This window comes from Marinobacterium sp. YM272 (assembly GCF_050908845.1).
In the GTDB taxonomy this organism is placed as follows: Bacteria; Pseudomonadota; Gammaproteobacteria; order Pseudomonadales; family Balneatricaceae; genus Marinobacterium_D.
On record NZ_CP194171.1, the window covers coordinates 1,842,183 to 1,862,535 of the forward strand.

A 20,353-nucleotide genomic window follows, 5' to 3' on the forward strand; every position below is an offset into this window, starting at 1 on the left:
GGTTTGCAGGTTTTCGCATCTGCAGGCGCCGGGCGTATTACAGACTCTCCCCGATCGCTTCCAGAAACGCCTGGATATTGGCTTCGTTGCGTTTGTAATAGATCCACTGACCGATCCTCTGGGTTTCCACCAATCCCGCTTTCTGCAGGGTGGAGAGGTGCGCCGAGGTGGTCGATTGCGACAGACCGGTATGCTTGTCGATCATGCCGGCGCAGACGCCGTATTCCAGGGGATGGGCCTGGTCGGCAAACCAGTGCTCCGGCTCCTTGAGCCAGGTCAGAATCTGCCGGCGCACCGGGTGGGCCAGCGCCTTTATCACGGCATCGATGTCGGATGAGTCGGTCATATCTATATCGCTTTTTTTCGAAATGTATATCGTGAGTATTCGATATGCAAGATGAGGAACAGAGTTTTTGAAATTGCAGCCAAGTTTGAATCCCGCTGGAGCTTGCGCAACGTTACAGTGAGACGCTTTAATCCGCAAAATACCAACCTGTAACCGGGAGAGTTTTATGTCGGTGATTTCCGTCGAAGCGTTGCGTGCTTCACTGGGCGATCATTTTCCACAGGGTTCCCAGTACGGCGAGCTGGAATCGGTGGCTGACGGGGAGGCGGTGATGCGTCTGACCGTATCGGATCAGCATCTTCGCCCCGGTGGCACCGTATCTGGCCCCGTGATGATGGGGCTGGCGGATGTGGCGATATTTTTCGCGCTGCAGACCCGCACCGGCATCGAGACGATGGCGGTCACCAGTAGCCTGAATATCAATTTTCTCAGCAAGCCGGCGGCGGACAGGGATCTGCTCTGCCATGCCCGGATGCTCAAGGTGGGTAAACGCCTGGCAGTGGGAGAGGCCTACCTGAGTTGCGGCGACGAGGCAGACCCGGTGGCGCATGTCACCGCCACCTACGTCCGTCCCGGCGCCTGATGGTTTTGCTCAGGACGCTTTGGCGATCACCTGTGCAGGGCGCTTCTTGCCCTTGCGCTCATTGATCAGCGGTACGCACTGGTGATCGTCACGATAGATCACCTCGCAGTCGTAACACTGGATACACTCGCGGTAGTTGATCCTGCCGGACGGCTCGATGGCGCGGATGCCGCAGCGGTGGCTGCACAGCTGGCAGGGGCTGCCGCATTCGCGGCGCCTGGGCAGCCAGCGTAGCAGATGGAAGTGCCCCATCACGGCAAAGAAGGCGCCCAGGGGGCACAGGTAGCGGCAGAAAAACTTGTGTATGAACAGGCCAGCCACCAGCAGCAGGATGGCATAGATAACGAACGGCCATTCGCGCACAAAGCCCAGGGTGATCGCCGTCTTGAACGGTTCCACCTCGGCACCGCGTTCTGCCGCGCCGAGCGAGTAGAAACTAACCGCCACCAGCCCGGCCAGAATCAGGTATTTCAGCCCCCAGAGTTTCTGATGCAGCGGCCAAGGGATCTTTTTCTGCTTGATCTTCAGCTTGGTGGCGATAGCACCGGCCATCTCCTGGAGTACGCCGAACGGGCAGAGCCAGCCGCAGAAGTAACCTCGCCCCCAGAGCACCAGGGTCAGAATTACATAGCACCAGAGTATAAAGATCACCGGGTCGATAAGCAGGATGGAGCTATCCGCCGCGCCGGTCACCACCTGCAAAATGGTAAACACGTTGGTGATCGACAGCTGTCCCTGGGTGACATAGCCGATAAAGATCAGGGTATAGAGCAGGAAGCTCCAGCGGATGATGCGGAACAGGCGGGCGTTTTCCGTCACCTTGCGGTGCCAGAGGATAATCGCGGTCAACAGGGTAAGACCGGCCAGCAGTCCGGCGATCAAACCGGCGCGCTGCTCCCAGATCTGCATCCATAACGGCCGGGTGTCTCTGGCCTCGGGCTGCACTCTTTCGAAGAAGCGTTCAGGCATCTGATAGCGGGTGTTGAACGAGCGGAGCTCGTCAGGTCTCAGATAGCCTTGCGCCCGGCTGACCACCAGGCTCAGAAACCAGGGCGAGGCGGGGTCGAAACCGGCCCCGCTGGGGATACTGAACAGGCGGAACTCCTGGAAAGCGGGCAGATCGCTGGGCAGTTCGGGATCGATGGCGTTATAAAAGTCCATATCGCGCAGTTCGATCTGGATGCCGTTCTGCTCCAGTGCCAGACGGTCCGGTGCCGTGCCACGTACAAACTCCTCGCCCATGATCGAGTAGGGGCCCCGGTTGAGCACGGCGATGGCGTGAGCGCCGGGCTCCAGTTTCTCCTGCATCAGCCGCTCGTAGTGGCTGTCCCCGAGCAGGTAGCGGCCGGTGGTTGGGGTGTTCAGATAGGTGACGTAGAGATCGGCGAAATCGCCGCTGGCGCCGCTGCCTGTGCCGGGCGAAAACGCGTTTTCCACCTCCGTGTTACTCAGCCTGAGCGGTTCGGCCCAGTGGTTGGCGACCAGTGTCTGCCAATCCGCCGGCTCCTGGACCTCGGTGCGAACCCTGGCAGGTGGCTCGCGATGGGGGATAAGGCCGGTTTGCTGTGCCACCTGGATGGCGGAGATCATTACCGTTTCATTCAATACGATCGCCGAGGCGGTAGCCTTGGTGATGCCGTCGATATAGACGTTGCTGCCGGCGCTCTTGTTGCGCACCGAGGCGCTGGTGATCTTGATCGTATTGCGCAGATCCAGGCCCGGATACTGCTCGGTGAAGCGGTGCATCGGCTCGGGACCCAGGCCGTGCAGAAAGATCGGCTCGTGGTGCTCCAGCACTTTGACGCCGCGGTAGATGCCGTCACGGTCGATACCTACCAGCAGCTGGTAGGGTGCGCCGGAAAAGCCGGGCAGTTCGATATAGTCGCCGGACAGGAAGGCGTAGCCGATCAGCTCGGTCACCTGGTAAACCGGCCAGACCCGCGGATCGGTCTGCTTTTCGCCAATCTCTGTGGCTTCCGGAAAAAGTGCCTGAATCTGTGACGGAATATCCCTGTCCGGGGTATCAGCACGGGCCTGGAATGCCAGCAGTGGCAGCCAGATCAGCAGGGCCAGGCAGTAGCGTGGCACAACGCGTCTCATGATTATCCCCCGGTTCTTGTTCTTATCCGATCAAGGGTCGCAGATGCCAGCCTGGCGGGCTAAGGGTCAAAGGGCGTAAATCGGCTACTACTTTCGGCGGGATATTCCCGGGATTCACCTGCCTTCGCGCGGGGCTATAGAAAAACCGGGTGCTGAGTTATGCTGCAAGGAACTGTTTTGGCGGGGTTTATTGAGTGATAGTGCGTGAAAAGCCGGGGTTTCTGGCGCTGTTCTTCGTATATCAGGGATCGATTGCACCACGGGTGATGCCGCAGATCATTCTGGTGGCGCTGCTGTCCGCGTTGATGGTGGTGCTGCATGCGCACTTTCCCGATCTGTTTCCGGTACTGACCACCTCCTCGTTCGCGTTTCTCGGCGTGGCCCTGTCGTTGTACCTGGGCTTTCGTAACAACGCCTGCTATGAACGCTGGTGGGAAGGTCGCAGGCTCTGGGGGCAGTTGCTGGTGGAGGGGCGCAGCCTGCTGCGTCTGAGCCTCAGTTACCGCGGTGTCGACAGCGAACGGCACCAGCGCATGGTGCGGCGCCTGATCGCCTTTACCCAGTGTCTGCGCGACCAGGTGCGTGACCAGGATCCCATGCCGGGGCTGGCCAACTGGTTGCGTTTTGATGAACTGAGCCGGGTCGAGTCCTCGGTTAACCGGCCCGAGGCGCTGCTCGGCCTGATCGGCGAGCAGCTGGCAACGGAGGTGGACAGCGGTGGCCTGGACCCGGTCACCGTGCGTAACTTCGAGCAGCGCCTGGTGTCGTTGAGCGAGGTGGTGGCCGGCTGTGAGCGGCTCGGTAATACGCCTCTGCCTTTCGCCTACACGCTCCTGGTGCACCGTATCTGCTATTTATACTGCTTCCTGCTGCCGGTTGGGCTGGTGGCAGGCACCGGTCTGGCGACGCCGTTGTTAACCGCCATTGTCGCTTACGCGTTTTTTGGTCTCGATGAACTCAGCCAGGAGCTGGAACGTCCCTTTGGCCAGACCGACAACGGCCTGGCGCTGGATTCGATGACCCGCACGTTCGAGCGAGAATGCCTGCAGGCGCTGGGCGAACAGCATTTACCGGAACCCGAGCCCTGCAAGGACTATCGTCTTACCTGAACCGTCTTACCTGAACCGACCCGTTTCGCCGGATCCGTTCAGGCGGCGAGCTCCGCAAAACTGGCCTGGGTGTCCACCACCCGGTAGCGGCCGCGTTCATCCTGATCGATGCGGCCCAGGGCTACATCCGGATCATGGGTAAACACCAGGCGGCCGTTTCGTTTGCCCAGCTGGGCCAGCACGCTGCGCTTCTCGTCGATCAGCTGTTCCGGGAAACGGTCGTAGCCCATGGTGATCGGCAGGTGTACCCAGGGCGCACCGGGGATCAGATCGCCGGCAAAGAGGAGCGGACCCTCAGGCATATCGATTTCGGGCAGGATCTGGCCCGGCGTATGGCCGGAGCTCAGGTGAAAACTGTAGTCTGCGCCCAGGGTGGGGGACTGTTCACCTTCGGGAACCAGCTCCAGGCGGCCCGATTCGGCCAGGGCCTGGTTGAGTGTCGGGATATAGGAGGCGCGGTCGCGGGCATGGGGGTCGTTGGCACGGTGCCACTGGGTTTCACCGACCACGAATGTGGCGTTGGGGAACAGCAGGCGTGGATCCTGTCCGTTCTGCCAGGCGGAGAGCAGGCCACCGGCATGATCGAAGTGCAGGTGAGTCAGCACGACCACATCGATATCCTCATGGCCCAGCCCCTGGTCGGCGAGACTTTCCAGCAGCCGGTGATGAGACTCCTGGACCCCAAAGCGCTGTTTCATCTCGGGGCTGAAGAAGGCACCTACACCCGCTTCGATCAGGATGTTGCGCATACGCTGCACACCGGCGTACTCCTGCACCAGCAGTGCGCGGCAGCCCAGGCGGATGCGATTCAGGTCGTCCGGTTCACACCAGCGTTGCCACATCGCTTTCGGCGCGTTGCCAAACATGGCACCGCCATCGAGCATCTGGCTGTTTCCCTCCAGGGAGGTGAGGCGTTTACTTGTTATCATGGCCATCTCCGATTTTTTGGGACCATACTCTAACGCATAAATAATGTGGTTGTGGATCCCACAAAAGAAGTAGGGAAAAGGAAGTGATGAACAACTGGATCGATAGGGCACTGCTCGATGCGGTCGCCGCTCTGGCGCGTAAAGCCGGGGACGCGATCATGCAGGTGTATGCGCGGGACTTTGAGGTCAGCCTGAAACAGGATGACTCGCCGTTGACCGAGGCCGACCAGGCGGCGCACAGGATCATAGCGGCTGGGCTTGCTGGGCTGATACCACAGCTGCCGATCCTGTCCGAAGAGGATATAGAGAGCTTTGAGGGCGCCGATGACCAGGGGCGCTACTGGCTGGTAGACCCTTTGGATGGCACCAAGGAGTTCATCAAGCGCAACGGTGATTTCAGCGTCAATATCGCGCTGATCGAGCAGGGTGAGCCGGTGTTGGGAGTGGTTTACGCGCCGGTGAATGAGGTGCTCTGGATGGCGGCCCGTGGACTCGGTGCCATGCGGATCGATGCAGACGGCGAGAAACGCCTGCAGGTGCGAGAGCACCAGCCGGGTCAGCCCTGGCATCTGCTGCGCAGTCGCTCCCATCCCAGCCCGGATATGCAGGCCTGGATCGACAGGCTGGAACAGCATGATGAGGTACAGCTGGAATCGGTGGGCAGCTCGCTGAAGTTCTGCCGTATCGCCGAGGGCACAGCCGATATCTATCCACGTCTCGGCCCCACCTCCCTGTGGGACACCGCCGCCGCCCACGCCGTGTTGACCGAGGCGGGTGGGGCGGTGATCCGTTTCGATGGCTCAGCGCTTAGCTATGGCGATACCTCGGAGCTGCTGAACCCCTGGTTTATCGCCCACGGCCGCGGTGAGATCGATTGGAGCGGGTTCTAGCGATCAGGACGGCTCTGAAAGCGAAAGCCTGTCGCGCAGTATCGCTGCGGCTTTTACCATCCGTTCCAGCGCCGGAGTCACCTCTTCCCACTGACGGGTTTTCAGGCCGCAGTCCGGGTTGACCCAGAGCCGCTGTGCCGGAATCCGCGCCGCGGCTTTCTCGATCAGGTCGACCATCTCCTCGACCTCCGGCACATTGGGGCTGTGGATGTCGTAAACGCCCGGGCCGATCTCGTTGGGGTACTCGAACGCCTCGAAGGCATCGAGCAGCTGCATCTGCGAACGGCTGGTCTCGATGGTGATCACATCCGCATCCAGCGCTGCTACCGCTTCGATAATGTCGTTGAACTCGGAGTAGCACATATGGGTGTGGATCTGGCAGTCATCCGCGACGCCGGAAGCGCTCAGACGGAACGACTCGGTGGCCCAGTCCAGGTAGGTCTTCCAGTCGCCGCGCCTTAGCGGCAGGCCTTCACGTAGCGCCGGTTCATCGATCTGGATCGCGGCGATGCCCGCCTGCTCCAGATCGCACACCTCGTCACGCAGCGCCAGGGCGATCTGGCGGCAGGTGTCGGAGCGCGGCTGGTCGTCGCGAACAAAGGCCCACTGCAACAGGGTGATCGGGCCGGTGAGCATCCCTTTCATCGGCTTCTCGGTCAGTGACTGGGCGTAGCGGGACCAGCTTACCGTCATGGCGCTGGGGCGTTCCACATCACCGAAGATTACCGGCGGTTTGACACAGCGGGAGCCGTAGGACTGCACCCAGCCGTTGGCGGTGGTCAGGTAGCCGTCGAGCTGCTCGCCGAAGTATTCCACCATGTCGTTACGTTCCGCTTCGCCGTGCACCAGCAGATCGATTCCCAGCGCTTCCTGACGTTTAACGCAGTCGGCGATGTGGCTCTGCATCCGGTCTTCGTAGCTGGCGAAATCCAGCTCGCCACGGCGGAAGGCGGCGCGGCTGGCACGTATCTCCGCCGTCTGCGGGAAGGAGCCGATAGTCGTAGTCGGCAGTAGTCCCAGGTTAAGGCGCTGCTGCTGCGCCTTGGCGCGCTCCTGATAAGGCGTAGCGCGACGGCTGTCCTCCGCGGTCACAGCGTTGAGGCGGGCAGCGACCTGCGGCTTGTGAATCCGTTTTGAAGCACGGCGGGCGCCGACCGCTTCGGCATTCGCGGCCAGCGCTTCCTGGCCCTCACCGGCAAGACCCTGCTGGAGTACGCGCAGCTCGGAGAGCTTCTGTACCGCAAAGGCGAACCAGGAGCGCTGATCCGCATCCAGGGTGCTTTCCCGGTCCAGGTCCACAGGCACGTGCAGCAGCGAACAGGAGCTGGAGAGCCAGAGACGAGAGCCCAGCTGTTGTTGCACCGGTTTCAGGGACTCCAGCGCGGTGTTCAGGTCGCTCTTCCAGATATTGCGGCCATCGATAATCCCCACCGAGAGAATCTGGTGGCTGCCGAGGCGCTCGGCGGCCTGGCGGAACTCTTCGCCACCACGTACCGCATCCAGGTGCAGGCCGGCCACCGGCAGGCTCAGGGCCAGCTCCAGGTTATCGCGCAGATCGCCAAAGTAGGTGGTCAGCAGCAGCTTGAGTTCGCCAGCAGACAGTGCGGCATAAGCGGTGCGCAGCGCCTGCTGCCAGTCGCTGGGAAGATCCAGTGCCAGAATCGGCTCGTCGATCTGCAGCCAGCTGATCGGTTTCTGCTCCAGCTGTTTAAGCAGTGCTGCGTACTGTTCCAGCAGGGCGGGCAGCAGCGACAGGCGGTTTTCGCCGCGGCTCAGCCAGAGCAGGGTGACAGGGCCAACCAGCACCGGCTTGGGTGCGTGGCCCAGGGCGAGCGCTTCATCGATCTCCGCCAGTAGTTTCTCCGGGTGCAGGGAGAAACGGGTATCGGCAGACACCTCCGGGGCCAGGTAGTGGTAGTTGGTGTCGAACCACTTGGTCATCTCCAGCGCATGGGTGGACTCGCCGCTGGGCGCGCGGCCACGGGCCATGCGGAAGTAGTTGTCCAGGTCGGACTCTGAGCGTCCGGCCTCAAAGCGTGACGGCGCAAAGCCGAACAGGCAGATATGGTCGAGAATATGGTCGTAGAACGAGAAGTCGTTCACCGATACAAAATCGAGCCCGGCGTCCTGCTGATGCTGCCAGTGGCGCTGGCGCAGATCGCGGGCAGTTTGCTGCAGTTCCGTTGCGTCGGCTTCGCCGCGCCAGTAGCGCTCCAACGCGAACTTGAGCTCGCGGTTGGCGCCGATGCGTGAAAAGCCGGGTATGTGAAGTCCTGTCATGATGTCCTCTATCGGTACTTTTGCCTGGGTTCTGTCCAGGGTTTAAACCCTGGGTGCGTATGCATGAGATTCATTATGCGAACGATTTAATATGAATAAAATTGATTTAATATCAGAATGAGTTGAATGTAATTAATGTTCGTATGTCGATGTGGGTGAGAAGAGGTTTAAAACAGGGCGTGGATGGTGCGCCAAAACGAGCGTTAATTCGGTGCCGGCTCACCATTCTGGTGCGGCGTTAGTTCTGTAACTGCCAGCCGTTAACGACTAACTGCCTGTTATTAAAGGTTACTGCTCTGTTGGCACGGCTTCTGCTTTAAGAACTCCCAACAGCCGGGCATATCCCGGACAACCTATTTGATGAACAAAGGCGTTCATCGATCAGCCTCCTTTTCAGGGCGCTGATCGGTGAGCGCCTTTTTTCGTTTCTGGGGTTTGCAAAGCGCAGCACGCAGGCCCGAAACAGATAAGCAGGAGCAGCACAATGAGCAAAACCGCCCTGGTCGTCGTCGGTAACGGTATGGTGGGTCACCAGTTTCTTCAGAGCCTGGCAGATTCCGGTCGTCTGAGTGAGTTCGAGGTGAGCGTGTTCTGTGAGGAGCCGCGTCTGGCCTATGACCGTGTCTATCTTAGCTCTTACTTCACAGGCAGCACGGCGGAAGATCTCGCCATGGGGCAGATCGATCAGTACCGGGAGTGGGGCCTGAATGTACTGATCGGTGAGAAGGTGGTTGAGATCAACAAGGAAGATCGACTGGTCGTGTCCGACAAGGGCACCACACTGAGTTACGACAAGCTGGTGATGGCTACAGGCTCCTACCCCTTTGTGCCGCCGGTGCCCGGACATGATCGTGAGCACTGCCTGGTCTATCGCACCATTGAGGATCTGGAAGCGATCAAGGCCAGCGCGGCGCAGGGTAGGGTTGGCGTCGTCGTCGGTGGCGGCCTGCTGGGTCTGGAAGCGGCCAAGGCGCTGCGCGACCTGGGGCTGGAAACCCACGTGGTCGAGTTTGCTCCGCGGCTGATGGCGGTGCAGCTGGATGAGATGGGTGGTGGTCTGCTGCGCTCCAAGATCGAAGCGCTGGGCGTGCAGGTTCACACCGGCAAGAACACTCAGCAGATCGTCGATGGCGAAACCTGCGTACACCGCATGGAGTTTGCCGACGGTGAGGTGCTGGAGACCGACCTGATCCTGTTCTCCGCCGGTATTCGTCCCCGCGATCAGCTGGCGCGGGAATCCGGGCTGGCGGTGGGCGAGCGCGGCGGTCTTGTAATCAACAACCAGTGCCAGACCTCCGATGAAAACATCTACGCCATTGGCGAATGCGCTCTCTGGGATGGCAGGATCTTCGGCCTGGTGGCACCGGGCTATGCCATGGCCAAGGCGGCCGTTTCCCAGCTCACCGGCGGTGAAATCGAGTTTGCCGGTGCCGATATGAGCACCAAGCTCAAGCTGATGGGGGTGGATGTCTGCTCCATCGGTGATGCCCAGAGCCGCACAACCGGCGCGAAGAACTACACCTGGCTTAACGAGGCGGAAGGTACCTACAAGAAACTGGTGGTCAGCAGCGATAACAAGAAACTGCTCGGCGCCATCCTGGTTGGCGATGCAGAGAGCTACGGCTCGCTGCTGCAGTACATGCTCAACGAGATCGATCTGCCGGCTAATCCTGAGTCGATGATTCTGCCGAGCCTCGATGGCGCGCCCTCTGCGGGTCTTGGCGTCGCCGCACTGCCGGAAAGCGCGCAGATCTGCTCCTGCCACGATGTCAGCAAGGGCGATATTCAGGGTGCGGTTGCCGGCGGCTGCTGCTCCCTCGGCGACGTCAAAGGCGCCACCAAGGCGGGCACCGGTTGCGGTGGTTGTGTGCCGCTGCTGACCAGCCTGGTCAATCATGAGCTCGAAGAGCTGGGTGTGGAGGTCAGCCACGACCTTTGTGAACACTTCGCCTACACCCGCCAGGATCTCTACAACCTGATCCGCGTTGGCGGGATTCACAGCTTCGATGAGCTGATGGCCAAACACGGCAAGGGCGGCAAGGGCTGTCATATCTGCAAGCCGGCAGTGGGTTCCATCCTGGCGTCATGCTGGAACAACTACGTGCTCGATCCCAAGCATGTGATCCTGCAGGATACCAACGATACCTTTCTGGCCAACATGCAGAAGGACGGCACCTATTCGGTGGTGCCGCGTATCGCCGGCGGTGAGATCACGCCCGACAAGCTGATTGTGCTCGGCGAAGTGGCGCGGGACTACAACCTCTATACCAAGATCACCGGCGGTCAGCGGGTCGACCTGTTCGGCGCCCGGCTTGAGCAGCTGCCGGAGATCTGGTCCCGCCTGATCGATGCCGGTTTCGAGACCGGGCAGGCCTACGGCAAGTCGGTGCGTACCGTGAAATCCTGCGTCGGCAGCACCTGGTGCCGTTTCGGTGTCGATGACAGTGTCGGTCTCGCCATTGAGATCGAGGACCGTTACAAAGGCCTGCGCGCACCGCACAAGATCAAGTTCGCCGTCTCTGGCTGCACCCGTGAGTGTGCCGAGGCCCAGTCCAAGGATATCGGCGTGATCGCCACCGAAAACGGCTGGAACCTCTATGTCTGCGGCAATGGCGGTATGAAGCCGCGTCATGGCGACCTGTTCGCCACAGACCTGGATAAAGAAACCCTGATCAAATACATCGACCGGGTGCTGATGTTCTATATCCGCACCGCGGACCGCCTGCAGCGCACCTCCGTCTGGATGGACAACCTGGAAGGGGGGCTGGATTACCTGCGCGAGGTGGTGATCAACGACAGCCTTGGCCTCGGTGACGAGTTGGAAGCGCAGATGCAGCACGTGGTGGAAACCTACGAGTGCGAGTGGAAGAAAACTGTCAACGATGAGCAGGCGGTCAAGCGCTTCCGCCAGTTCGTTAACAGCGACAAGTCAGATAGCAACCTGGTGTTCGTGCAGGAGCGTGGTCAGATCCGCCCGGCCCGCCCGGAAGAGAAAAACATTGAAGCCCAGCCCATCGTCATGGCCTAAGCCGGAGGAGAGAAGCATGTCTGTAGAACCTAACTCTTTTGAAACGAGTGGCATCCCGGTCTGCACTGTTGATGACCTGATCGCCGAATCCGGCGTCTGTGCCCTGATAAACGGCCGCCAGGTCGCCCTGTTCTATTTCCCGGACCGGGAACGGGTCTACGCCATCGATAACTTTGATCCGGTAGGGCGCGCCAACGTGCTCTCCCGTGGTCTGGTGGGCAGCACCGACGAACGATTGTTCCTCGCATCGCCGCTGTACAAGGAGCGCTACTGCCTGGAAACGGGTGAGTGCCTGGATAACCCGGAGGTGGTGCTGGATACCTGGAATACCCGGCTGGAAGACGGTCAGTTGCTGGTTGATCCGCGGGCGGTTAATCACCGGCTTTTGCGGGAGAGTGCTTAAGCACGCTGGCTTTAAGATCATCCCTGTCACCGGTGATAACCTGATATAGCGCTGCTTTAGTTGAATCAGGTTGCGTCTGCCGGCGAATTAAGGCCAGTCAACCTGGAGCTCCGGCGCCGTCGGTCTAGCCGTGAAACCTGCGATCAGCACTCCGACAAACTGGTCTGTACGGTGCATTGATCGCAGGTGTGCGTTTCCAATTGGTTTGTTTTAGTGCCAGGGGTAATCAGTCAGCAGGAGCGGGTCTTGGCTAGCGGATCTGTGCTGTCCGCAAGGATCACCCGGTTGCGTCCCTGGCCCTTGGCTTCGTAGAGAGCCTCATCGGCAGCCGCTATCAGCTTTTTATGATCCTGCCCCTGGATATGGGTAGAAACGCCGATGCTAACGGTGGGGTGGGGGGCGTTATCGCCGGGCACCCTGATGGTTTCGCTGACCTTCAGGCGTAGTTTTTCAGCTCTTTTCACCGCATCCTCCGCCTGCATCCCGGGCATCATCATGCAGAACTCCTCGCCGCCATAGCGCCCGACCAGGTCGTAGTTACGGCAGCTTTCCTGAAGCAGTGTACCCAGCGATGCCAGTACTTCGTCACCGGCGGGGTGTCCCCAGGTATCGTTGATGCGTTTGAAATAATCCACGTCGATCATCAACAGCGATACAGCTGTCTTCTCCCGATCCGCGCGGCTGCACTCCTTTGTCAAACGCTCGATGAAATAACGTCTTGAGTGAACGCCGGTGAGGTAGTCCTGGTGGGCGATCTCTTCCAGTTTTGTGTTTAACAGTCTGACCTCACGGGTGCGCCGGTCTACCTCCGCCTCCTGGTGTCTCAGCGTGATCCGGATGCCGAGGTAAAGCAGCAGCTCAATCAGCAGGAAACCGACAATCGAGTAGATAATGTTTTTCAGGGTATCCTGGCGCAGCCCGGTGATTTCGTTATCGGCAGGGCGCCAGATAATGATCCGCCCCACCGGTTTCTCGCTGCCATCGCGCAGGCCGACATAATCCTGGAGCGGGAACTCTGTGATCGCGTAGTGTTTGTCGCCAATGGAGATCAGCTGATTTTGATCCGGTGAAGAGATGGCAAGCTCCGGGCTCCGGTAGCCCTCAGCCTTCAGCAGATCAATCAGCTCAGCGGAGGAGGAGGCTTCAATAAAACAGCCGCAGTCGGTGGTCATTGCCTCTTTGGGGCGATTCCAGGTGGCGTCTTCAACTCTCTGCTCGGCCAGTAGCACGGCAACATCGGCGCCGATCGATTCGGTCAGTGAGCGGATCATCAGGCTGAAGGATGTGCCAACCTCCAGTGCGCCGATATGCCGGGGGCTATCGGCCAGATCATAGACGGGCACAATACTGCGAATGCCGGAATAGACCCGGCCGAGCTCCAGCCCCGAACGCGGTTGTTGGTCGCTGTTTACATCAACAACCATGTGGCGCAGGTTGTCCATGTTGTCGCCGAATTTTTCCGGCTTGTGGACGCGCAGGAAGCTGGTTGAACCGGGAGCAAGATGGAAATGTAGCTGACGGACCTGGTATTCCCGGGTCATTCGCTGCCAGCCGGGGCCGATAATCTCATACAGTTTTTGCCGCAGTTCAGCCGTTCTTTGGCCCCCGGCACCACCGCCTTCCGCTTCGACTGCTTGCGTCGCTTCGGCAAAGGTCCGCTGGATACGGGGATCGCCGGCAACGAAGGTGGCCAGTTGCTGCATGTTGGTGAGCGTCATGGAGTAAGCGACCTGGTAGGCGTTGTGCAGCTCCTGCCCCTCCTGGGCCAGCATCGCTTCCAGATTGCTGCGATCGCTACGGTAATTGATCAACACGAACAGGGTGTCGGCTATCAACAGTAGCGAGGTTAGCGAGATGAAGAGGATCTTGCGGTTTATAAAGATTCGCAAATGACTTTCCCGGGCAGCGTCTTAATCTGGCAGTTCTGGTTAAAACTCGCCGTCCATGCTGCGTTGTGCCCTGCACGAAATCTTTGTTGCTGCATTTTGGCGACGCCGCCGCTCAGGGGGCTATTGAGCGCTCATCCTATCCCAGGATACCCACGAGGGCCAGATGAACGGGATTCAGCTGGGCTCCGGGCCTGCGTAAGTAAGGGGGTGCCGGGGTGCGGCCGCAGCCTATGCGGGTTTGTCCGGCTGGCTTTCACCTCTTCTGCAACGCTGTTGTTACCCTCTTGAAACCTGAATAACCGACCCTAATGGTCTACTTTGAACTGTACAGTTGAGCGGCTTGTCCGAGAGGACAGACGCCGAAGTGTGACAATAACAACACTTATCCGACTCTTCGCGCTGCGCTGTATCCAGAAACCTCAAGTCCCTCGAAGCTTCATGTACTTACCCGGCCCAGGCAGGGGTAATAGATGCTGATTATGGTCAAGGAGATAGTCGATGTTGCGATCGAACGATTCGTTCAAAACCCGGAGTACCCTGGAAGTTAACGGTCAGACTTACAGCTATTTTGCGCTGAACGCCGGCGAAATGGGTAAGCTGAGTGAGGCAGCGCGTCTGCCGGTTTCCGTCAAGGTTCTGCTCGAGAACCTGCTGCGGCATGAAGATGGAGAAACCTGCACACGGGACGATATCCTGGCGCTGGCCGGCAGCGCGGGCAAGGCCGCGGAGCATGAGTTTTCCTACCATCCGGCCCGGGTTCTGATGCAGGATTTTACCGGTGTCCCCGGCGTGGTCGACCTGGCCGCCATGCGCAACGCGCTGGTCAAGCGCGGCGCCGACCCGCAGAAGATCAACCCGCTGTCGCCGGTGGACCTGGTGATCGACCACTCGGTGACCATCGACAAGTTCGGCGACGCTTCTGCGTTCAAGGACAATGTGGCGATCGAGATGGGCCGCAACCTGGAGCGCTACCAGTTTCTGAAATGGGGTCAGGGTGCGTTCAACAACTTTAGCGTGGTACCGCCGGGTACCGGTATCTGTCACCAGGTGAACCTGGAGTATCTGGCCAAGTCGGTCTGGACCGAGAGCGAGGAGGGAGAACCGCTGGCCTATCCCGATACTCTGGTCGGCACCGACAGCCACACGACCATGATCAACGCACTCGGCGTGCTGGGCTGGGGTGTCGGCGGTATCGAGGCGGAAGCGGCGATGCTGGGACAGCCGATCTCCATGCTGATTCCCGATGTGGTCGGTTTCGAGCTGACCGGCGAGCTGCAGGAGGGGATTACTGCCACCGACCTGGTGCTGCGAGTGGTGCAGATGCTGCGTGAGCACGGCGTGGTCGGCAAGTTTGTTGAATTCTATGGCGAGGGCCTGGCGCACCTGCCGATTGCGGATCGTGCCACCATCGCCAACATGGCGCCGGAGTATGGCGCCACCTGCGGTTTCTTCCCGATCGATGCACAGACCATCAATTATCTGCGTCTGAGCGGGCGTGACGAGCAGCAGCTGGCGCTGGTGGAGGCGTACTGCAAAGCCCAGGGTATGTGGCGTGACGAGCACTACCAGACACCGGATTTTGCCGCCACGCTGTCGCTGGATATCTCCAGCGTTGAGCCCAACCTGGCCGGACCTAAACGCCCGCAGGATCGGGTGCCGGTGAAGAACCTGAAGGAGTCTATCGATTCCTTTATCGAGCTGGCCGGCAAGAAAGATCAGATCGATACCGGCGCAGAGTTGAAGGGCTCCGATGAGCCGATGCACCACGGCGATGTGGTGATCGCGGCGATCACCTCCTGCACCAACACCTCCAACCCGGCGGTGATGCTGGGTGCCGGTTTGGTGGCGCGCAAGGCGGTGGCGAAGGGGCTGAGCGTGAAACCCTGGGTGAAAACCTCTCTGGCACCGGGCTCCCGTGTGGTCACCGAATACCTGACCCAGTCCGGTGTGCAGAAGGATCTGGATGCGCTCGGCTTTAACCTGGTCGGCTACGGCTGTACCACCTGCATCGGTAACTCAGGTCCTTTGCCGGATGAAGTGGAGCAGACGATCCGTGATAACGACCTGATTGTCTCCTCGGTGCTCTCCGGTAACCGCAACTTCGAGGGGCGCATTCATCCGCTGGTACGGGCCAACTGGCTGGCGTCACCGCCCCTGGTGGTGGCTTACGGTATCGCCGGTACCACGCGGATTGACCTGTCCAGCGAGCCGCTGGGAACAGGGGCAGACGGCGAGCCTGTGTACCTGAAGGATATCTGGCCGACCAACGCCGAGATCGACGAACTGGTGCAGACCATCGATAACGAGATGTTCCGCCGCGAGTATGACTCCGTGTTCGAGGGGGACGAAAACTGGCGCGCTATCGATACCAGGGTCGGTGCCACCTACGACTTCCCGCCGCAATCCACCTACATTCAGGAACCGCCGTTCTTCGAGCCTGAATATGCCGGCAAGGTCGGTGATATCAAGGGCGCTGCGATCCTGGCGATGCTGGGCGATTCCGTCACCACCGACCATATCTCCCCGGCCGGTGCCATTCCCAAGGACAGCCCGGCGGCGCAGTTCCTGCGTGACAAGGGGGTTGAGGAGAAAGACTTCAACTCCTACGGCTCCCGTCGCGGTAACCACGAGATCATGATGCGGGGTACCTTCGGCAATATCCGTATCCGTAACGAGATGGTGCCGCAGATCGAGGGCGGCTATACCCGCAAGCGCGGGGAAAGTGAAGCGAAATTCATCTATGACGTGGCGATGGAGTACCAGGCGGAGAACACCCCCAGCGTAGTGATCGGCGGCAAGGAATACGGTACCGGTTCCAGCCGCGACTGGGCGGCCAAGGGCACGCTGCTGCTGGGTGTAAAGGCGGTAATCGTCGAGAGCTTCGAGCGTATCCACCGCTCCAACCTGGTGGGCATGGGTGTGCTGCCGCTGCAGTTCAGTGAGGGCGAAGATCGCAAATCGCTGGGGCTCACCGGCGATGAGCAGATCGATATTCTGGGGCTCGATGGCGAGCTGAAACCCAAGCAGACGTTCAAAGCGGTGATCCATTACGGCGATGGCAAAACCCGGGAGATAGAACTGCAATCCCGGCTGGATACCCTGGTCGAGGTGAAATACTTCCAGGCGGGCGGTGTACTTAACTTTGTGCTGGACCGCCTCAGCGAATCAGCCTGACCCCGCCCGGTGCGGGGTTCAAGGAGGTAAATGATGGAACCCCGTATCAGCCTTATTACGCTCGGGGTCGATGACCTCGAGCGTTCCTACCGTTTCTACGCCGAGGGCCTGGGCTTTCCCGCCCATCGCACCGACGGCGAGGATATTGTCTTTTTCAGCACCGCTGGTACCCGGCTGGCGCTCTATCCCCGCGAAAAACTCGCCGAGGATGTGTCGCCGCGCCTGGTGGGCAAGGATCGCGGCTTTCCCGGTATCACCCTGGCCCACAACACCCGCGAGAAAGCGCAAGTAGACGCCATTCTCAAGCGCGCTGAACAGGCCGGCGGCGAGATTATCAAGCCCGCGCAGGATGTGTTCTGGGGCGGGTACAGCGGTTATTTTGCCGATCCCGATGGCTACCTCTGGGAGGTGGCCTGGGCCGAGTTCTGGCAATTCAACGAGGATGGCTCTCTGGTGATCGACTGACCTGCCAAACCGGTTGCTGGACCTTTGCGTAAAGGATGTAACCCAACCAGACAGGGCAGAACAATGCTTACCCGAGTGATCGACTTCAAAGCGGTGATGGCAGCGCTGTTCTTTGCGCTGCTTCTGCTGGCGGGGCTGAGTGGATCCCCGACTGCTCAGGCGGAGGACAATACCGCCTTTTGGAAAACGCTGAAGCAGGGTGGGCACGTTGTGTTGCTGCGCCATGCGCTCGCTCCCGGCACCGGGGACCCGGCGCACTTCAGCGTCGATGATTGCACCACTCAGAGGAATCTTAATGAAACCGGACGTCAGCAGTCTCGCGACATCGGCGCCTTGATGCGTGATGCCGGTATCGACTCGGCACAGGTGTATTCCAGTCAATGGTGCCGATGCATGGATACGGCTGAACTGCTCGGTCTCGGGCAGGTACAGGCCTTACCGGTTCTGAATTCGTTTTTTCGCAACCCTGGTCGTGCAGACGGACAAACCCGGGCGCTGAAAGACTGGATTCGCGATCAGTCCCTTGCACAACCAGTTGTGCTGGTGACCCATCAGGTCAATATCACGGCGTTAACCGGTGTTTATCCGAGTTCAGGAGAACTGGTGCTGCTTGATACCCGCGGGGATGAATTGCAGGTCGCCGGCAGGCTCGAAACCCGCTGAGCTGGGCTAGAGTAACAGACGAATAGGTTGCAGAGGGCCGGGGCAAACGATGGACAGCCATATCTTCACCGAAGAACGCATCACCACAAAAGGTGCCGAGATTCACTGCGTGCATGGTGGCAGCGGGCTGCCGCTCCTGCTGCTGCACGGCTACCCGCAGACCCATATGATCTGGCACGCGGTAGCGCCGGCGCTGAGCTCAGACTTTCATGTCATCTGTCCCGACCTGCGCGGCTACGGCGATAGCAGTAAACCGCCCGGTGAGCCGGATCATGCCAACTATTCCAAGCGTGCCATGGCGCAGGATATGGTGGAGCTGATGGCGCAGCTCGGATACCAGCGCTTTGCTGTGGCGGGCCATGATCGCGGTGGCCGCGTGGCGCATCGCCTGGCGCTGGATCATCCCGGGCGTGTCGAGCGCATCTGTGTCATGGATATAGCGCCAACCCTGCACATGTTCGATCACACCGATCAGGCCTTTGCCACCGGTTACTACCACTGGTTTTTCCTGATTCAGCCCGATGGACTGCCGGAGCATATGATCGGGCTGGACCCGGATTATTACCTTGGTGAGAAGCTTAAGCGCTGGTCCGGCCCCGGGGCGACGTTCTCACCGAGGGCCGTTGCCGAGTACAGCCGCTGTTTCGGCACCGCCGACGCCATCCATGCCAGTTGTGAGGATTATCGCGCCGCGGCGAGTATCGATCTGGAGCATGACCGGGCAGACCGGAGTCGCAGAATCGAGTCGCCTTTGCTGGTACTCTGGGGTAATCAGGGATTCATTCATCGCCGTTACGATCTGTTGGATATCTGGCGAGACTATGCCGATGACCTGAGCGGATCGGTATTAGCCTGTGGCCACTTCCTGCCTGAAGAAGCACCGGATGCCGTTATCAGCGCCCTGAAAGCATTTTTTCGACCCTAATCTGCCCGCTGCCGGTGCTACCCATTCCGCCGGTTAAGGAGTGACATGAACAGCGCGAAAGGATTCCGTCCCGGTAACTGGGTGCGCCAACCCGCAAACCTCTTCATGCTGTCACTGGTGCTGTTATCAGCCTGGGTGCTGATGGCGGTGCCAGGTGGAATCAGTGCGCAGCAAAGTCAGGTACTGGCGATTGTCATCCTGACGCTGGGCCTGCTGGTTACCGGCGCGCTGCCCGGCTACATGACCGCGTTGCTGTTCTTTCTATCCGCCGTGCTGCTGGATGTGGCGCCGCCCGAGGAGATCTTTTCCGGCTTCTACTCAGCCGCTTTCTGGCTGATTATTTCCGGTATGGTGATCGGCATGGCGATCAAGTCGACAGGTCTGGGGGATCGCCTCGCGGCTTTGCTGGGGCGACACCTGGAGCATAGCTACGCCAGCCTGATCTGGGGCCTGATGCTGGTCGGCACGCTACTTGGCTTTTTGATGCCATCCTCCATGGGGCGCGCCCTGATGATGATCCCGATCGGTCTGGCGCTGGCCGATCGCTGTGGCTTTGAGCCGGGGTCCAAGGGGCGTACCGGCATTATCCTGGCGGTGGCGTTCGGCTGTCATATTCCGACCTTTGCGGTTCTGCCGGCGAACATCCCCAATATGGTGATGATCGGCGCGGCGGAAACCATTTACGGTCTGCACTTCAGTTATACCGATTACCTGCTGCTGCATTTCCCGGTGCTCGGTGCCCTCAAAGTGGTGCTGATTGCACTGATGATACTGCGTTTGTTCCCCGATAAGCCGGGCATCAAGAGCAGTACCGATCTGCCGGGCAGCGCGCCGGTGCAGGAATACAACGCCGACCAGATCAAGCTGGGCCTGGTGTTGTTGATCACCCTGGGGTTCTGGATGACCGATGCGCTGCACGGTATCAGCCCCGCCTGGGTGGGACTGGCGGCGGCCTGTTTTCTGCTGCTGCCACGGGTGGGGCTGGTTGACGGCCAGCGCTTCTCCAGCGGGATGGATATCACACTGCTGCTGTTTATCGTCGGGGTGCTGGGTATAGGGCGCCTGGTGGCAGGCTCCGGGCTGGGCAGCACACTTGCCGGGCAGCTTGAGCTTTGGTTGCCGCTGCAGCAGGGCGCAGATTTTATCAACTTCGTCTCGTTGAGCCTGTTGTCGGTGGTGACGGCCCTGGGCGTCACTATCGCCGGTGTCCCGGCGGTGCTCACACCGATGGCCAGTGACCTTGCCGCACAGACCGGCTGGAGTGTGGAAACCGTGCTGATGACCCAGGTGCTGGGTTACTCGACGATACTCTTTCCCTACCAGTCGGGACCTTTGCTGGTCAGCATGCAACTGGCCAAGGAACCGCTGTCCCATCTGTTGAAGATTACTGTCCCGCTGACGCTGATCACGCTGCTGGTTCTGATGCCGCTGGATTACCTCTGGTGGGTGCTCATCGGCAGGTTTTGATAAGCAGGGTTAACAGTACATTCGTCACAGATAGGGACGAAGATCAAAAACTGTATTTTTAATGTGACATTCCTGGCCGAACTTGTTGGTTCTGAATTTGTT

At 59.9% G+C, this 20,353-nt stretch carries 15 protein-coding genes; 10 read left to right on the forward strand and 5 right to left on the reverse strand.

Going from position 1 to position 20,353, the window contains the following annotated elements; all coding sequences use genetic code 11:
- Positions 1-37: 37 nt before the first annotated feature.
- A complete protein-coding gene (locus tag ACQUQP_RS08255) occupies positions 38-346 on the reverse strand; it encodes an ArsR/SmtB family transcription factor (RefSeq protein WP_432698319.1) in 309 nt (102 codons plus the stop codon).
- A gap of 166 nt (positions 347-512) precedes the next feature.
- Between ACQUQP_RS08255 and ACQUQP_RS08260 the strand changes: the two genes are divergently transcribed.
- Positions 513-929, forward strand: coding sequence for a PaaI family thioesterase (locus ACQUQP_RS08260; RefSeq protein ID WP_432698320.1), 417 nt, complete (start codon positions 513-515; stop codon positions 927-929).
- 9 nt (positions 930-938) lie between these two features.
- Here the strand turns inward: ACQUQP_RS08260 and ACQUQP_RS08265 are convergent, their stop codons facing one another.
- On the reverse strand, positions 939-3,029 hold the full coding sequence (locus ACQUQP_RS08265) for a 4Fe-4S binding protein (RefSeq protein WP_432698321.1): 2,091 nt from the start codon (positions 3,027-3,029) through the stop codon (positions 939-941).
- A 194-nt stretch (positions 3,030-3,223) separates the two neighbouring features.
- Here ACQUQP_RS08265 and ACQUQP_RS08270 point away from each other — a divergent pair, with 194 nt between their 5' ends.
- Positions 3,224-4,138 carry a bestrophin family protein gene (locus ACQUQP_RS08270; RefSeq protein ID WP_432698322.1) on the forward strand — a complete coding sequence of 305 codons (915 nt, stop codon included), beginning with the start codon at positions 3,224-3,226 and terminating at the stop codon, positions 4,136-4,138.
- Positions 4,139-4,176: 38 nt separating this feature from the next.
- On the opposite strand, the gene ACQUQP_RS08275 is transcribed toward ACQUQP_RS08270, so the two are convergent.
- On the reverse strand, positions 4,177-5,067 hold the full coding sequence (locus ACQUQP_RS08275) for an MBL fold metallo-hydrolase (protein WP_432698323.1): 891 nt from the start codon (positions 5,065-5,067) through the stop codon (positions 4,177-4,179).
- Positions 5,068-5,153: 86 nt separating this feature from the next.
- Here ACQUQP_RS08275 and cysQ point away from each other — a divergent pair, with 86 nt between their 5' ends.
- Complete coding sequence (gene cysQ / locus ACQUQP_RS08280; RefSeq protein ID WP_432698324.1) at positions 5,154-5,957, forward strand: 3'(2'),5'-bisphosphate nucleotidase CysQ; 804 nt, start codon at positions 5,154-5,156, stop codon at positions 5,955-5,957.
- Between the two features lie 3 nt (positions 5,958-5,960).
- On the opposite strand, the gene metE is transcribed toward cysQ, so the two are convergent.
- Positions 5,961-8,237 carry a 5-methyltetrahydropteroyltriglutamate--homocysteine S-methyltransferase gene (metE, locus tag ACQUQP_RS08285; protein WP_432698325.1) on the reverse strand — a complete coding sequence of 759 codons (2,277 nt, stop codon included), beginning with the start codon at positions 8,235-8,237 and terminating at the stop codon, positions 5,961-5,963.
- A 484-nt stretch (positions 8,238-8,721) separates the two neighbouring features.
- Between metE and nirB the strand changes: the two genes are divergently transcribed.
- Positions 8,722-11,265, forward strand: a complete 2,544-nt coding sequence (gene nirB / locus ACQUQP_RS08290; RefSeq protein WP_432698326.1) for a nitrite reductase large subunit NirB — start codon at positions 8,722-8,724, stop codon at positions 11,263-11,265.
- A gap of 16 nt (positions 11,266-11,281) precedes the next feature.
- Entirely contained in the window at positions 11,282-11,668 is a 387-nt protein-coding gene (gene nirD / locus ACQUQP_RS08295) for a nitrite reductase small subunit NirD (RefSeq protein WP_432698327.1), read from the forward strand.
- Between the two features lie 230 nt (positions 11,669-11,898).
- Here the strand turns inward: nirD and ACQUQP_RS08300 are convergent, their stop codons facing one another.
- Positions 11,899-13,557, reverse strand: a complete 1,659-nt coding sequence (locus tag ACQUQP_RS08300; protein WP_432698328.1) for a diguanylate cyclase — start codon at positions 13,555-13,557, stop codon at positions 11,899-11,901.
- A 498-nt stretch (positions 13,558-14,055) separates the two neighbouring features.
- Here ACQUQP_RS08300 and acnA point away from each other — a divergent pair, with 498 nt between their 5' ends.
- From acnA to ACQUQP_RS08325, 5 genes are all read left to right on the forward strand, one after another.
- A complete protein-coding gene (gene acnA, locus ACQUQP_RS08305) occupies positions 14,056-16,731 on the forward strand; it encodes an aconitate hydratase AcnA (RefSeq protein ID WP_432698329.1) in 2,676 nt (891 codons plus the stop codon).
- Between the two features lie 30 nt (positions 16,732-16,761).
- The gene (locus tag ACQUQP_RS08310; protein WP_432698330.1) at positions 16,762-17,196 is read left to right on the forward strand and encodes a VOC family protein; all 435 of its coding nucleotides are present in this window, start codon (positions 16,762-16,764) and stop codon (positions 17,194-17,196) included.
- Positions 17,197-17,271: 75 nt separating this feature from the next.
- The gene (locus ACQUQP_RS08315; protein WP_432698331.1) at positions 17,272-17,859 is read left to right on the forward strand and encodes a histidine phosphatase family protein; all 588 of its coding nucleotides are present in this window, start codon (positions 17,272-17,274) and stop codon (positions 17,857-17,859) included.
- 49 nt (positions 17,860-17,908) lie between these two features.
- On the forward strand, positions 17,909-18,784 hold the full coding sequence (locus ACQUQP_RS08320) for an alpha/beta fold hydrolase (RefSeq protein WP_432698332.1): 876 nt from the start codon (positions 17,909-17,911) through the stop codon (positions 18,782-18,784).
- 45 nt (positions 18,785-18,829) lie between these two features.
- On the forward strand, positions 18,830-20,251 hold the full coding sequence (locus ACQUQP_RS08325; RefSeq protein ID WP_432698333.1) for an SLC13 family permease: 1,422 nt from the start codon (positions 18,830-18,832) through the stop codon (positions 20,249-20,251).
- Positions 20,252-20,353 lie beyond the last annotated feature (102 nt).

Coding starts and splice junctions, on each gene's coding strand:
- ACQUQP_RS08255 (WP_432698319.1), bottom strand. CDS start 346: ATGACCGACTCATCCGACATCGATGCCGTGATAAAGGCGCTGGCCCAC.
- ACQUQP_RS08260 (WP_432698320.1), top strand. CDS start 513: ATGTCGGTGATTTCCGTCGAAGCGTTGCGTGCTTCACTGGGCGATCAT.
- ACQUQP_RS08265 (WP_432698321.1), bottom strand. CDS start 3,029: ATGAGACGCGTTGTGCCACGCTACTGCCTGGCCCTGCTGATCTGGCTG.
- ACQUQP_RS08275 (WP_432698323.1), bottom strand. CDS start 5,067: ATGATAACAAGTAAACGCCTCACCTCCCTGGAGGGAAACAGCCAGATG.
- cysQ (WP_432698324.1), top strand. CDS start 5,154: ATGAACAACTGGATCGATAGGGCACTGCTCGATGCGGTCGCCGCTCTG.
- metE (WP_432698325.1), bottom strand. CDS start 8,237: ATGACAGGACTTCACATACCCGGCTTTTCACGCATCGGCGCCAACCGC.
- nirB (WP_432698326.1), top strand. CDS start 8,722: ATGAGCAAAACCGCCCTGGTCGTCGTCGGTAACGGTATGGTGGGTCAC.
- nirD (WP_432698327.1), top strand. CDS start 11,282: ATGTCTGTAGAACCTAACTCTTTTGAAACGAGTGGCATCCCGGTCTGC.
- acnA (WP_432698329.1), top strand. CDS start 14,056: ATGTTGCGATCGAACGATTCGTTCAAAACCCGGAGTACCCTGGAAGTT.
- ACQUQP_RS08310 (WP_432698330.1), top strand. CDS start 16,762: ATGATGGAACCCCGTATCAGCCTTATTACGCTCGGGGTCGATGACCTC.
- ACQUQP_RS08320 (WP_432698332.1), top strand. CDS start 17,909: ATGGACAGCCATATCTTCACCGAAGAACGCATCACCACAAAAGGTGCC.
- ACQUQP_RS08325 (WP_432698333.1), top strand. CDS start 18,830: ATGAACAGCGCGAAAGGATTCCGTCCCGGTAACTGGGTGCGCCAACCC.